Genomic DNA, 14,442 nt, shown 5'->3' on the forward strand with positions numbered 1-14,442 from the left:
CTTAATATGGAACTGGTTCTTGTGAGTATAGGGGCCGCATTTGTCGCTACTTAACTGAGTTCCAAACCACCACTTCTAAAGTGGGTGTTTGCGAAACGATTTCTGTCTTCCTCTACTTATTGAAGGCTTGACATCTGTTCGATTCATTTAAACTCCCTCGTTACATATACAGGTTGAAACCATTGTTTGCGTACAAAGCAGCTTCTACCTGTATTATAAACATTAATGACAACGCTTTCAATAGCTATTTTCATAAGGGGAAAAAATTCCCCCCTTACCTTGATAAATACGTTAGTAGAAACCGGTTTACAATGTTTACTTGTTCATGGTGAACCCAATGTGTCGCATCATCAATTAGCACCAATTCTCCGTTCGAACATAACTTTATGCTTTCCTTTGCTAGTTTTAATGACAAAAAAGGATCATTCTTACCCCATAACATTCTAACAGGGATCGTTATTTCCTTTTTAGGAACTTGCATCAGACTACCTAGTCTAATAGCTCTGTACCAGTTTAACATAGCAGTCAAAGCGTTAGGTTGGTCCCAAGATTGTATGTAATGTTCCAGTTCAATCTCTGTGAACGAATTCGGACAACACGTGTGAAGTATAGAAGATTTCATAAGTTGAAAACGATTTGCCACTAACGCTTTTTCAGGAATAAATGGAATTTGAAATAGTAAAATATAAAAACTTCGTATAAATTGAGAAGGACATTTCATCATTATTTTTTCTAAAACGGCTGGATGTGGCATATTAATTGGGATTAAGGTATCAACATATTCTGGTCGAGTTGCACCTAAATGCCACGCTACTGCCCCTCCCCAGTCGTGTCCAATCACACTCGCTTTTTCTTTGTTAAAATGTGTAATTATTCCAATAATATCGTCACGTAATACATCAAGTGTGTATTGATCTACTTCCTCTGGCTTGTCACTTACATTATAGCCACGTTGGTCTGGAGCAACGACAAGATTGCCAGCTTCCGCTAATGGCCCAATCTGATTTTTCCATCCATACCAAAATTCCGGAAAACCGTGTAGCAAAATAACCAGTGGGCCATCCTTTGGACCAGCGACAGCTGTATGTATCGTTATCCCATTTGTCTTAATATAGTGAAACTCAACATTATTTTCCATCGAATGATCCTCCTATTTCCTAGCTTTTGCTTCTTGCGTCTAACTCATACGAAAAAAAGGAGGTTTCCAATTTACACTCGTTGCAATTGTTGCAATGTTAAGAGGACATGTTCGACCAATCCTGGAATATCGGCCATATGTTCCTCATTTATTTTATGATTAAATTGCAGCTCAATTGTGTTCGTGTACGAGATTTTATCTTTTTCGAATGGGAACTGTATAATTTGATTCGGAGGCAAGGCAGGATCCCATATATGTAATAAAATATTTTCGATCTCATTACATTGTCTCTTCACATCAACTATATCAAGCGAAAACCGAAGCAATAGACTACATCCTGGTGTTTGCCCACTCACTTCTAAAATTTCATCAGATAAGTCTTTAATTGTAGCATGAAGTACAATTTCTGCTAGTATGCTCGGTTGGTTTGCCAAGTGAAACTCAAGAGCAAATTGCCTAGACATAATGGAGAAATCCATAATATCTTTTCTATTTTTTATCTCAATTAACTGTTCAATTGTATCAAGGTCATACAAATGATTTTCCATTCCTACTTTTAGATTATCAAAGATTGTAGGATCAAACATCTTCATCCCTCACTCTTTTCATTTTTAAATACGAATTTCTATGTCAGTGTACTGTTCGTATTCAGACTTCGTTATCGTTTAAATCACTTTCTCCTACATTATACCTCTAGTCATTTTAATTCAATTTAAACTAACAGAAAAATATGAAGTATTGTGATTAACATCACTTTTAAAACTTAATAAATTCATTATGATGTAAGTAAGAAACATACAAGAACGAAAAAGGAGCGTGTTCACTATGAGTTTACATTATAAGACTATTCTTGTAGCTGTTGATGGATCCAAAGAAGCGAAACGTGCATTGCAAAAAGCAATTGATTTAGCAAACAAAGATCGCGCAAAACTTGTGATTTCCTATGTTATAGACAACCGGACAACTGGCACAATTGAACACTATGATCGCACCTATGCAGAACAAGCAGAAGGATATGGCGTGGATCTTCTAGAAGAGTACAAAACTATTGCACTTGATGCTGGTTTAGATGACGTGGTTACGGACCTCGGTTATGGTTCACCGAAAGTCCGAATACCAAAAGATGTTGCAGAAAAACATCAGGCTGACTTAATTGTTGCAGGTGCTACGGGGGTAAATGCTGTTGAAAGGTTTCTCATTGGAAGCGTCTCTGAAAATATTGCCAGACGTGCAAAGTGTGACGTCATGATTGTACGTAATTAAAAAAAAAGAGGTTGTCTTTAACCAAGGTTCCATCCTCAACTACTTGTAGTGTAGTAGGTGGAACTTGATAAGACAACCTCTGTTATTTAAGAACAGATATTAAAGTCCGTTATCGTCTGAATCATCAAACTCTGTTTCCAATTCACTATCAAACTCTTCTATATCTTCCTCTTCTGTTTCAAGTTCTGCATCAAATTCTTCTGTATCTTCATTAAGCTCCGGAAGCTCTTCTACACCTTCATCTGCTTCTGGCGCATCATCGAAACCATCCATATCCATTTCTGTTTCTACTTCTGATTCTTCACCAAGTGTTGGCTCATCTAATTCATTATCACCACACGCTGCAAGAATTCCTACTGTTAAGATGGCTGAAGCTGCTGTAAGGATTACCTTTTTTTTCATTGAAAAAACCTCCTAGGCATTACTTGTTTTTCTTACATTGCTCATATTAAACTCTTTCAGTAACCATGTATAGAGCAACCATCGCTTTTTGATTTCACTTAAAGACTTTTACAATTTTTGCGAGATAGCTAGATATTTCTCTGACTCTATTTGTTTCTTTTCGCATATGTTTTTGTTATTTTTTGATCCAATGCCATATTTAACGAACTACAAAAAAACGAACAGCTATTTTAGGGGCTCTAAAAAAGTTGTTTTTTCTTTTTCAGTCCTCCTATTTAAGCTATTCGCCCTTTCTATAATCAACTTACTTACTTCTCTATTGCTTCTGCCACACTGTACAAACTAAGATCAATTTCCGTATCTCTTCCAAGGGCAAACTTAGCAAGCTCTGCCCCTAAATATGGACCGACCGTTAACCCGGATGCGCCTAATCCATTCGCTACTATAATCCCTTGAAAACCAGGGATCGCACCTATAACAGGAAGAAACCCTGGAGCTACAGGTCGGAAGCCGACCTTCGTTTCAACAACCGTACTATCTGCTAATCCTGGAGCTATCATAAGTGCTTTATCAAAAATCTCATGAAGTCCAGCCACAGTTACACGCCTATCATAGCCAACGTCGTCTTCGTGTGTTGCTCCTACCACGACACGCCCCCCTTCAAAAGCTAATAAATATTGATTTGTTGGTGGCATCACCACTGGCCATTCATCGGTATCGGTATTTGGTAATTCCAAATGAACAATCTGTGCTTTTTGAGGCTTAATTAAAAAAGAAATGTCTAAAGACTCACATACCTCTTTTGCCCAAGCACCTGTTGTGACAATTACTTGGTCTGCTGTTATATGTTTCTCTTCCAATTGAATACCAGTCACACAATTTCCTTCCCGAGTTAACACAGCATCTCCCTTAATAAAGGTAGCACCTTTCTTTTTAGCTGCATTAATTAATGCCCTGCATAAAGCACTTCCATTCACACGTGCAGCACCGCTGACATAAACAGATCCATACTCTTTTGCTATAGGAGGAAAAAGATCCTGCGTTTCGGCTGGCGATAAGCGCCTGATCTCACCCATTTCAGGTGCATCGTCCCTCCGTTTTTTTGCACGTTCTTCCATTTTATCTAACTTTTTTTCATCTGTATGAAGACTGATTGCACCAACTTGTTTGTACCCGGTGTCTTTTTCTCCAATTTCCTCTAGCTCTTTTATAAGGGAAGGATAATACCGCGCTCCTCCTTTCGCTAATTGATACCACGCTTGATTTCGACGTTGTGATAACCAAGGACAAACGATCCCAGCTGCGGCATCAGTTCCTTTCCCTAAATCTTGGCGATCAACAATTGTGACATTAGCTCCTTCTTTTGCCAGATGATAAGCCGTTGCAGCTCCTAAAATACCTGCTCCCACTATGATATATGTCTTCATACAAAACACCTTTTCTCTTCCAATTATATTCTGTTCATAATATTACAGCATTGGTTTGCAGAGCTCAAATACAGATTATTGTATTTAAAATAAAGTAGGCTCTTGCCCAATCTTTATATAATCGTGACATTAGCCCACTCAATTACTAGTCGCATACATACGGTAAAAGTGTACCCACTCAAAAGGAGGAATTCACTTATGAGTCACGTTACAGGTAATAGTTTCACTTTAATTGTTGTGCTTTTCATTTTATTAGTCATTGTAGGTTCTGCATACGCATTTTAATAGAAAAGAGGCAAGGGATCTCTCCCTTGCCTCCTTCATTAAGATGCTTCTTGTTCCATATATTTATTTTCTTCTTTCTTTTTCGGCACAGATACTACTTTTGCCATCCCTAGAGCCAGCAAGCACACAATCGCTGATAACACGAATGCTTGAGTTAACGGAATCGCTTTAACCACTATAGGTCCTACGAATGCAGAAATCCCATACGCTTGATACATAAGTCCGTAATTGCTCCCCATATTTCGTGTCCCATAATAATCAGCTGTTACGGAAGGAAATAAAGCCAAAAATCCTCCAAAACAAAAACCAATGAGTGAAACGGAAATAAGGAATGTTATATAGTTCATGGATCCTGTACTCATATAAAACATAATAATTGCCGTCAAGCCATAAATCCCCATTAAGGTATTCATACGCCCCAATGTATCAGAGACCCTTCCTAATACAATACGTCCAGCTGCATTAAACAATGCAATGACCATCACAGCATTTGCTGCTTTTTCCATATCTAAGTTAACGATATCTACACCGATATCTACGGCAAAACTAATTACCATTAATCCAGACATACTTCCAAATAAGAACATAACCCATAATAAATAAAACTGATACGTTCCTAACATTTGCTTTGGTGAAAAGTTATTACTTAGTTCTGGAATCGGTTTGTCCGTCTTCCTTTTAAACGTCTCTGCAGGTGGATTTTTAAGCAATTGTGCACCTGCAACGACAAGAACTAAATAAATTAGTCCAAGAGACATAAAGGTAGACGATACACCCATACTTGCCATAAGCCATTCAATAATGGGCTTAAAAATCAAACCACCTAAACCAAAACCAGCTACAGCAACGCCACTAATTAATCCTCTTTTATCAGGAAACCATTTTACACATGCAGATAGTGGGCATACATAAGTCATTCCAATTCCAATTCCACCAATTACACCATAAAACAAATATAATTGAAACAGGGTCGTTGCTTGACTAGCTAACATAAGTCCAAGTCCAAGCAAAACACCACCAATCGTGGCAACCCATCTTGGCCCAATCTTATCTTGTAATCGGCCAGCAAATATCGTAGCTAACGCAAATGTGGCAATTGTAATGGAAAATGTAACAACTACATCTTCCCTAGCCCAACCAAACTTGTCCATTAACGGTTGATTAAATAAACTCCAGGCATATACGGCCCCTAGATTAATTTGAATTATCACTGCTCCTAATACAACAAGCCATCTATTCATCTTCCATCCTCCTATACCAAACAATCTCATTATTTGAATTATTAGAAAACATAACAAAAGAGACCAACGTTGATTGAACTATCAGCGTTGGTCTCTTTTGTACCCACAATAGTGTTTACAGTAGCCACCATGTATTTCCTTTTAATAACATTTATAAAATCACAGTTGATTTCTCCCAATCCTTGTTCATAGAACCTTGACTAGAAGATAATCTAATAATTTTTTGCTAGATCATTTTTTTCATTATAGGGGAAGCAATCGAACCTTGTCAATCTATGAAAGTGAATTTTGTTTATTATTCCAAAACAATACGAAAGCAAAATAACTCATGATTACGATGAGATCAAATAGATAAATGAGAATCCAAACGTAAGAGATTACAAAGTAAAGAGAATTTTCTAATAACACATAACTAACCGGTTCAAACCAATTTTTAGAGAGAAGTACAATATATTCAGCTATTCCATGAAAGTGGTTTCGTTCGACAATATACCAAATAAGATGAAGTCCCAAGAAGGATCCAGTATGAAATGCAAACAGCAAATAGCGATATGTAACATGTTTCTTAAACTCCCGTTTTTCTTCAACAACTCGCACATTTCTGCTTCCTCTATCGAACTTCTTCTTAATGAATTGATCCAAACGAGCAAAATCAGAACTTCCTAATGTGCATGCATATGTAATAAAAAGAACGATGACAATCTGAAAAAATGAAATTTCACCCGTGAAATAAAAGTCAATTCCACCTAAAAAGATTTGAAATATATTGATGCCCACAATAAAGATCAACCACATTTGACTCAAACGGTCAAATCGTAACCAATACCGACTAAGTAAAAAGAAGACAATCAAAACCCACGTAAGCCCCTCAGAAATAACAAATAAAAACCATCCATTTTCATGAATATAGGACACTTTTGTTCTCCTTCCCTTTCATGCTTGTCTTGATACCTATGATGAAAAGGAAAAGATCATGCATAGTTAATAATTCTCATCTCATATGTCTTACCATTACAAAATACATATTCTCATAATAATCACTATTCGTGGAAACATAATCAAGAATATTATATTTAATGAGGTGCATAATGGACAAGCCAACACTAACAGCTTCAGAGATCGGTATGTTATGGACACAATACATACAAAATAGTATGACACATCAAATATTAAGGTACTTTCACACTACCGTTGAAGACCACGAAATCAACAACCTGATAGAAAAGAGCTTACAGATTGTCGACCAAGTCAAACATAGAATTGAATCTATTTTTCATTTAGAAATGTTACCCATTCCAATCGGCTTTTCAGAGAGCGATGTTAATGAAAGAGCTCCTAGGCTTTTTACTGATCACCTTATGTTATCCTTTATGGAGACAATGGGAAAAACTAGTACCCTTGCCTATAGTGCTTCCCAAGGTTCCTCAACACGTCAAGATATTCGTACCTTTTTTACAGAAACTTTATCAAATTATTCAGCTTTGTTAAACGATATCATTAACACGAGTCTCTCTAAAGGAATGTTTGTTAGACCTCCTTCTATTACTAAACCTAAAGAGGTTGAATTTATTAACGATAAATCTTATTTTTCGAACGGTCTTAATCCATTTCGTAAGAGGACTTTAAATGCAGTTGAAATATTGCACTTATTTGAAAACCTCAAATCTAACTCAATCGGGAAAATAATTTGTACGGGGTTTGCCCAAACAACAGACAACAAAGAAGTTAAAAAATTTTTTATTAAAGGAAAAGAAACCGGAGAAAAACATGTGAACATCTTTATTGAAACATTAACGAAGTCAGATGTAGCATCCCCTACCTCCCCTGATGTTGGTGTGACAGATTCGACTACACGTGTGTTCTCGGACAAACTTATGATGTTTCTAAAAAGTGTGTTAAGTGCTACAGGTCAAGGCAACTATTCAACCGCGTCGACTGCAAGTATGCGTTATGATTTGATAGCTTTGTACCAAAAGCTTTCACTAGAAGTTGCTAGTTATGCAAAGGATGGGTTAGATATTATGCTAAAACATCAATGGTTGGAGGAACCGCCTCAATCAAGTGATCGGAAGAAGATCATATCAAAACAAACATAATTTAATAAAACAGGAGCTTCACCTTATGGTAAAAGCTCCTGTTTATAAAGGAAAATATATGCTGTACGAATCTTCACGTATGACCCTCGCCCATTTGTAGGCGCTTGTCCTACATGAGGAAATTTGGACCCCTTAGCCCATTCGACTCTACGAATCTCTTTTGCCGTTATGATTATCTTTTTGCATGTCTAGCGATAATGATTGTAGATATTTCGGAATTTGATTTGGCTTTTCGCAATTGTTGCAATATACTTGATTGGCAATCCAGAAATACTCCCTCATGATGTGCTCTACAATTGGTTTGGGCATTCCACAATGATCACAAAACATAATATAATCCATTGCTCAGCCTCCTTAGCACATATTTGTTGAAAATGTTTCCATCATTCAACTTTTAGCACTTACTGATAATCATATTCAATTTATTCAAAGTGGTATAGGCATATGCATTCTTTTCGCAAAAAGAAGGCTTGTTGGCTAATTTTCAGAATTACCACTCTCTTTTATTATAGCAAACATCTATGGACTTGTCTTACCTTCCTCTCTCTTTTTTAAGTAAAAAAGGCTATTAAAAGAAAAAAACAATAGCTCCGTAAGCTAGGAAACAACCAGCTTTCATAGCGTAAGGAGCCATTGCTTAAAAAGGGCGTCCCAAGGTAGTTGTACCTTTTGAACACCCCACTACTTTAATCCCAATCTACTACTAAGACCTCTCCTGAATAAGCATCAATATATACATCAACATCGTCCCCATTTTTCATCTCTAATTCAATCTCATACAGAAGACGACCTTTTTCATATTCTAAATCTAAATCATCGACTTTCCCTCCCCCTACATGCTCGACCGCAATTGAAATGGCTTGTTGTGGTGTGAGGCGTTCTGTTTTATTAGTTTTTGTTATTGCTTCGGTTGTTGATTGGATTCTATTGCCTGTTTGCCGATCATGATCATCCATATATAAAATGTCGCCTGTCATAGCATCGATATAAAGGTCGCGTTCATCTCCTTTAACTTTCATCTCGGCCTCATACACATAATGACCATACTTCTTCTCTAACTCAATTTCTTTTATCCTACCATCACCTATCTGTTCCAAGGCAATCGATTCAGCCTCCTGCAAGCCAATTTTCATTTCATTGGCAATAGGTGTGTTTAATAAATTATCATCAATCTTAATTACTTCACCTGTAATAGCATCAACATCAACATCAAAATCATTGCCATTATATTTAATTTCAATTTCATACATTAATCTGCCATCATCTGAATCCAATTCCACTTCTTTGACTTTTCCAGGAAGTATGTCTGTTGCAATCGTGATTGCCTGCTCTTTTGTAAGTTGTTTTTGATCGTTTCCAACATTAACTTGGTGAGTTCCTTCCTCTTGAACCGTTGTTTGAAGCACAAGTGCTGGTTCATAAGCTACCATTGCTTCTTTATCTGCTGCAGCCACTCCAACAGCTGCTCCTCCCACCACCAACAAACTAGTGGCCAGTATTGTCCATTTTTTCATGTACGACGCCTCCTTCTATTTCTTCCTTTTCATCATATCCAACCATTCTGAAAGGAAAGGGAGAGAAAAATGAGATTATGATGAGAAACTCCTGGTAGAATGTAAGGAGCCCCCTGAAAAAGGTGCGTTTTCCACCTTTTTCAGGGGGCTCGAATGTAAGAGAAAGAGGTGTGCTAAAGGTTTTCCACCTTTTTCACACCCCTGATTTAACATTTTAATCTTCCCAAATGATCGCAATCACTTCACCCGTAATCGCATCAATTAATACATCTGCCTCACTATCTTCAGATGTTAGCTCAATTTCTATTTCATAAAATAAACGTCCGTTCTCTTCTTCTAAATCAATATCATCAACTACACCTTCTACATGAGAAAGCGCAATTCGAATTGCTTCTTCTTCCCCAATTAGTTGCTTAGGTTGAACTGGCGCATGTCTAGTTTCATCATGCACTGCATAAAAAAGGATTTCTCCTGTTTGCGCATGAATGGTTACCTCTCCTTCTGCTTGTCCTTGACGGAATAAAACATCATAGACAGATACCCCATCTTGTTCTGTTAATTGTAATTCAAGTATGGTCGCTTCTTCGCCCAGCTCACTTTGAAGGATATTTCTTATTTCACTATGAGTTAATAGGTTCTCGTCTACTCTATCTTTTGAATTATCATGATCCACTTCTATATTTCCTGATGAAAGTGACAACGATAAGATATCTCCCGTATATGGATCAACCATCACTTCATATTGATTTCTATCTGTCGCTAACTGAATTTGATAGACAGTTTGCCCAAACTCTTCTGTTTCAGTAAAAGAAAGAATCTCACCACCATATTGATCCACAACTAGTTGTCTAACTTCTTCTTCCCCCATAAAAGCTTGAGCTGGCCGAAAAAACGAAACAACAACAATGATCGCAATCGCAACAACTACACCCATCAGTAGTCGATTCTTCCATATACTATTCATTTTCGTCCATCCCCTTCATTCCATTTAAAGCTGGTAGCAATATGACAAAAGTTGTTCCTATCTCTTCTTGACTCGTAAGCGAGATACTCCCACCATGTGCTTCAACGATTGATTTGGCTATCGCCAAGCCTAGACCACTCCCTCCCGTTTGTCGACTACGAGTTTTGTCAACTCGAAAAAATCGTTCAAATACATGTGGCAAATCCGCCTCAGGAATGCCAATACCATAATCCGTCACATCGACTTTTACATCGCTATCAATATGTGAAAGGGTCATCTCTAAAGCCTCACTGCTATATTTCAAACCATTCTCTAGCAAAATATAAAGTAGCTGTTTTATTCTAGCTTCATCGCCCAAAATAAAAAAGTCCCCTTGAGCTTTTACAAGAATTTCACGCTCATACGCTTGCGCTAGCTTTTTCGCTGTTTCTCTTGATACCGTACTCAAATCCACTCTTTGTAGCTCAACTGTCTTATCGGGCTCTCCTGTCGCAAGAGAAAGCATTTGTTTGGTCAAACCCTTCATCCGTTGTGATTCATCATATATTGCATCAACAGCTTCCTTCAATCGATCTGGATCCGACATCCCCCATCTTTTCAATAACCGTGCGTAACTTTCAATTACTGTTAACGGTGTTCTCAATTCATGTGAAGCATCCGAAACAAATTGTTGCTGTTTATCATAATTAGTTTCAAGTAGCTCAATCATGCGATTGAACGTTTCCCCCATTTGATCTAGTTCATCTTTTGATTGATTGGATACTTCGATTCGTTGAAACGTTCCACTTTTTCTAATCCCTTCCATCGTATGAATTAGCGATTGAATCGGACGTAATAACACTCGGCTTAATGCTCTACCTGCAAAAAAAGCGGGAACAATAACAAGTAGTGACGCGACAATAAGAACAACACGTAAAATTGCTAACGTTGATTCAAACGTATCCATTTGCTCACTATATTCTAATGTCACAACAGATCCATCATTCCAAATTAAAGGGTACCTTGCCATCGCAAACGGCTTGCCATTATGTTGAACTAGTTCAGACTGTTGAGCGTTTGTAAAAAATCGAGGTATTGCTCGTAAAGCAGGATTTTTCGTAATGGTTGTCGCTTCACTTCCATCTTCTCTAATAATACGAATCATGCCGTCTCCGGGCACATAAGCAGTCAGAAGATCGGTCTGACCCGTTGTTAATCCTCGGTCTGGACGAATAACTTCTGCTATAGATTGGGCTTGAGCTGAGACTCTTGATAACTCTGCCTCCCGTGTTATATGTTCGAATAAAAAATAAATCCCGCTATTGACTAAAAGCAACAAAACAAACAACCATACTGTCGAAAACAACGTGATTCTACGTGAAATGCTCATGATGTTGTTTCTTTCATTACATATCCTACTCCTCGAACGGTTTGAATTAATGGATTTTTAAAAGGCCTATCAAGCTTTTGTCGTAAATAACGAATATACACGTCAACGACATTTGTATCACCATAATAATCAAAGCCCCAGACTTGCTCTACTATCTGTTCTCGACTTAATACTTGTTTTGGATGTCGTAACAGATATACAAGGAGATCGAACTCACGAGGAGTCAATTCTATATTCGTCTTTCCTCGTTTTACTTCTCTTGTTTGTTCATTTACAGATAAATCAGCGAATGATAGCTCAGCATTTGCTCGGCTTCCTAGAACCTTAGATTGCACTCGTAAACAAGCGCGAATTCGTGCAAGCAATTCTTCTATTTCAAAAGGCTTTGTTATATAATCATTGGCACCTTGATCAAGTCCCATAACTTTATCAACAATCGTATCTCGTGCGGTTAAAAGAATGACAGGCGTTTGGTCTCCGGTTGCTCGCAGCCTTCTTAACACTTCCATCCCGCTTAATACAGGTAACATAACATCAAGTAGCACAAGCGACCATGATTCAGACTGTAATTTCTCTAAAGCTGCTCCCCCGTCCGTAGCAATAGTCGTAAGATATCCTTCGTGTTCAAGTTCTAATTGAACAACACGAGCAATATTAGCTTCATCTTCAACAATTAATATTTTTGCTTGCTCCATAACCTTTTCCTCTCATATAGAACTTATCTTTTCTTTCACATACTATAGTTTTATTTTACCACATCGTTGCTGACAAAAATTGATTAGCTCTAGCTAACATGGTCAAGAAAGCCGGTGTTCTTCTCTTGTTTTCTAGGAGCTCAGTATAGTTTCCTCTCCATTACTATAAACAAACCATACTCTTTAACTCACCACATCTCCAAACTAGTACATATTTTCCCATACGTCTGTTACATCTGTAATCAAATTGTTACTAGCTTGTTCTTTGTCTCAAAAAAATTCATGGTAGAATCAGCTCAGTAAGTTACATAATGAATTTTGGAGGGAATCGTTTTATGAGAAAGAACATCGTTTCATTAGTAACCGTCGCTGCACTCTTAGGGTCTTTAGGATTTGGTATGAGCGCGTCAGCCGAAGAGGTAACCGTTCATAGAGGTGATACTCTTTGGTCAATCGCAAGTATTAATAACATTCAGGTAAATGATCTAAAAGAATGGAATCAGCTTTCTAGCAATCTTATTTTCCCAGGGGATACCTTACAAGTCTCTCAATCAGGTAATGCTCAAGTAAAAACAAGAGAATCAGCAAATAACGCTGAACAATATACAATTAAAAAAGGAGACACACTTTCATCAATTGCTAGACAATACAACGTTTCTGTCTCATCATTACAAGAGTGGAACCAAATCTCTAATCCAAACGTTATCGTTACAGGGGATACACTCTCTATAAATGGTCAATCCACAGCGAGAAATAACACTAACAAACAAGACTCACAAGAAGCTCCTTCAACAAAAGAAGTGGTGGCGCAAGAGTTAACCATGACCGCAACAGCCTATACAGCATCTTGTAATGGCTGCACAGGGATTACGGCGACGGGACTAAACCTACTAGATAATCCAGATAAAAAAGTCATCTCTGTTGACCCTTCCGTTATTCCATTAGGGACAGAAGTATATGTGGAGGGATATGGACATGCCGTAGCGGCAGATACAGGTGGTGCAATCAAAGGAAATAAAATTGATCTATTTATTCCTAATAGACAAGATGCCCTTAATTGGGGTGTACAAGAAGTGAATGTAAAAATACTTAACTAAAGAAACAAAAGAACCAACGAACCAGTTAAAGGTTCATTGGTTCTTTTTCATAACACCCACGTGCGAATAGCTTTCGCAACACCATCTTCCTCATTTGTTGATGTGACCCAATCTGCTGATTCTTTTACAAAAGGTTGCGCATTTCCCATTGCAACTCCGACTCCCGCTTCTTTTATCATTGCCAAATCATTTAAACTATCACCTAATGCCAACACATTCTCCATCGCAAATCCTAGCCGATTACACACTACTTCAATTGCCTTTGCTTTGTTTACCCCCGCTGCATTAATCTCTAAATTTGTTGGACTAGAATTCGTAATTTCGAGTTCTGGATTCTTTTCAAGCTCTGCTAACACCGTTTTTCTTACATCATCATTTTTAATATCAAAACCAAATTTCATCCATTCGTGTGCGGTGAAGTCTTCTGGAAAATGGTCTCTCCATACGTTATCAACAGAAGCAGCCCAACAAATCGTATTATGAGTTTGTTTCAACTGCCACATTTGTTCAACGAAGGTAGTGTGTAACAACTTTCGTTCAATTAGTTCCCCTCTCTCATCCCATATCTCACTTCCATTCACTGTAATTAAGTACGATTGAAGAGAAAGAGATTGAACTAACTCATCACATGTCATCCTTGTCCTTCCCGTACTAATTACAACATGTACACCCTTTTCTTCCGCTTCCTTTATAGCCTTTCGATTTTCCTCCGAGATTTCTTTACGCTCGTTTAACAAAGTTCCATCCATATCAATGGCAATTAATTTGATAAGGTTGCGATCTTTCTTTTCCATTGTGTCCCTCCCAATTCATCTCTTTTGTATTATTTTATCAGATTTCAGAAAAGGATAACGTTGAATATTGGAAAATTACCCCTCATTCTAACTCACTAACGTGAAAAAATTGTTATTTTTTCTACCAGCAATCTTCTTGTTCCTTGACATGTTTCTT

The 14,442-nt window shown here is 37.6% G+C and carries 16 protein-coding genes and 1 other RNA gene; 4 read left to right on the forward strand and 13 right to left on the reverse strand.

Features of this window, described 5'->3' with window-relative positions; genetic code table 11:
- Positions 1–27: 27 nt before the first annotated feature.
- From ssrS to N0O92_RS05785, 3 genes are all read right to left on the reverse strand, one after another.
- Positions 28–207: non-coding RNA, 6S RNA (ssrS, locus tag N0O92_RS05775), on the reverse strand.
- A 67-nt stretch (positions 208–274) separates the two neighbouring features.
- Positions 275–1,138, reverse strand: coding sequence for an alpha/beta fold hydrolase (locus tag N0O92_RS05780; protein ID WP_315613709.1), 864 nt, complete (start codon positions 1,136–1,138; stop codon positions 275–277).
- A 71-nt stretch (positions 1,139–1,209) separates the two neighbouring features.
- The gene (locus N0O92_RS05785) at positions 1,210–1,725 is read right to left on the reverse strand and encodes a hypothetical protein (protein WP_315613710.1); all 516 of its coding nucleotides are present in this window, start codon (positions 1,723–1,725) and stop codon (positions 1,210–1,212) included.
- A 238-nt stretch (positions 1,726–1,963) separates the two neighbouring features.
- Between N0O92_RS05785 and N0O92_RS05790 the strand changes: the two genes are divergently transcribed.
- A complete protein-coding gene (locus tag N0O92_RS05790) occupies positions 1,964–2,401 on the forward strand; it encodes a universal stress protein (RefSeq protein ID WP_315613711.1) in 438 nt (145 codons plus the stop codon).
- Between the two features lie 99 nt (positions 2,402–2,500).
- Here N0O92_RS05790 and N0O92_RS05795 read toward each other — a convergent pair whose 3' ends face one another.
- Both N0O92_RS05795 and N0O92_RS05800 read right to left on the reverse strand, forming a co-directional pair.
- Entirely contained in the window at positions 2,501–2,803 is a 303-nt protein-coding gene (locus tag N0O92_RS05795; protein ID WP_315613712.1) for a hypothetical protein, read from the reverse strand.
- A gap of 308 nt (positions 2,804–3,111) precedes the next feature.
- Positions 3,112–4,230 carry an NAD(P)/FAD-dependent oxidoreductase gene (locus tag N0O92_RS05800; RefSeq protein WP_315613713.1) on the reverse strand — a complete coding sequence of 373 codons (1,119 nt, stop codon included), beginning with the start codon at positions 4,228–4,230 and terminating at the stop codon, positions 3,112–3,114.
- Between the two features lie 198 nt (positions 4,231–4,428).
- Here N0O92_RS05800 and N0O92_RS05805 point away from each other — a divergent pair, with 198 nt between their 5' ends.
- Positions 4,429–4,515, forward strand: coding sequence for a YjcZ family sporulation protein (locus N0O92_RS05805; protein ID WP_081727672.1), 87 nt, complete (start codon positions 4,429–4,431; stop codon positions 4,513–4,515).
- Between the two features lie 38 nt (positions 4,516–4,553).
- Here the strand turns inward: N0O92_RS05805 and N0O92_RS05810 are convergent, their stop codons facing one another.
- Both N0O92_RS05810 and N0O92_RS05815 read right to left on the reverse strand, forming a co-directional pair.
- The gene (locus N0O92_RS05810; RefSeq protein ID WP_315613714.1) at positions 4,554–5,756 is read right to left on the reverse strand and encodes an L-lactate MFS transporter; all 1,203 of its coding nucleotides are present in this window, start codon (positions 5,754–5,756) and stop codon (positions 4,554–4,556) included.
- Between the two features lie 273 nt (positions 5,757–6,029).
- Positions 6,030–6,671: a hypothetical protein gene (locus N0O92_RS05815; RefSeq protein WP_315613715.1), complete on the reverse strand. Its 642-nt coding sequence runs from the start codon at positions 6,669–6,671 to the stop codon at positions 6,030–6,032.
- Positions 6,672–6,844: 173 nt separating this feature from the next.
- On the opposite strand from N0O92_RS05815, the gene N0O92_RS05820 reads away from it, so the two are divergent.
- Positions 6,845–7,852 carry a DUF3231 family protein gene (locus N0O92_RS05820; RefSeq protein WP_315613716.1) on the forward strand — a complete coding sequence of 336 codons (1,008 nt, stop codon included), beginning with the start codon at positions 6,845–6,847 and terminating at the stop codon, positions 7,850–7,852.
- Positions 7,853–7,999: 147 nt separating this feature from the next.
- On the opposite strand, the gene N0O92_RS05825 is transcribed toward N0O92_RS05820, so the two are convergent.
- From N0O92_RS05825 to N0O92_RS05845, 5 genes are all read right to left on the reverse strand, one after another.
- Positions 8,000–8,194 carry a hypothetical protein gene (locus N0O92_RS05825; protein WP_315613717.1) on the reverse strand — a complete coding sequence of 65 codons (195 nt, stop codon included), beginning with the start codon at positions 8,192–8,194 and terminating at the stop codon, positions 8,000–8,002.
- Positions 8,195–8,538: 344 nt separating this feature from the next.
- Complete coding sequence (locus tag N0O92_RS05830; RefSeq protein WP_315613718.1) at positions 8,539–9,366, reverse strand: PepSY domain-containing protein; 828 nt, start codon at positions 9,364–9,366, stop codon at positions 8,539–8,541.
- A gap of 214 nt (positions 9,367–9,580) precedes the next feature.
- Positions 9,581–10,330, reverse strand: a complete 750-nt coding sequence (locus N0O92_RS05835; RefSeq protein ID WP_315613719.1) for a PepSY domain-containing protein — start codon at positions 10,328–10,330, stop codon at positions 9,581–9,583.
- The gene (locus N0O92_RS05840) at positions 10,323–11,699 is read right to left on the reverse strand and encodes a sensor histidine kinase (protein ID WP_315613720.1); all 1,377 of its coding nucleotides are present in this window, start codon (positions 11,697–11,699) and stop codon (positions 10,323–10,325) included. Before N0O92_RS05840 ends, N0O92_RS05835 begins: the two co-directional genes overlap by 8 nt.
- Positions 11,696–12,394 (reverse strand): response regulator transcription factor, encoded by a 699-nt coding sequence (locus N0O92_RS05845; protein ID WP_315613721.1) that lies wholly within the window; start codon positions 12,392–12,394, stop codon positions 11,696–11,698. The genes N0O92_RS05840 and N0O92_RS05845 overlap by 4 nt, the downstream gene beginning before the upstream one ends.
- Before the next feature lie 335 nt (positions 12,395–12,729).
- On the opposite strand from N0O92_RS05845, the gene N0O92_RS05850 reads away from it, so the two are divergent.
- The gene (locus tag N0O92_RS05850) at positions 12,730–13,491 is read left to right on the forward strand and encodes a LysM peptidoglycan-binding and 3D domain-containing protein (RefSeq protein ID WP_315613722.1); all 762 of its coding nucleotides are present in this window, start codon (positions 12,730–12,732) and stop codon (positions 13,489–13,491) included.
- A gap of 47 nt (positions 13,492–13,538) precedes the next feature.
- Here N0O92_RS05850 and N0O92_RS05855 read toward each other — a convergent pair whose 3' ends face one another.
- Positions 13,539–14,285, reverse strand: coding sequence for a Cof-type HAD-IIB family hydrolase (locus N0O92_RS05855; protein WP_315613723.1), 747 nt, complete (start codon positions 14,283–14,285; stop codon positions 13,539–13,541).
- Between the last annotated feature and the right edge of the window lie 157 nt (positions 14,286–14,442).

This window comes from Alkalihalobacillus sp. MEB130, from assembly GCF_032335535.1.
GTDB lineage: Bacteria > Bacillota > Bacilli > Bacillales > Bacillaceae_D > Halalkalibacter.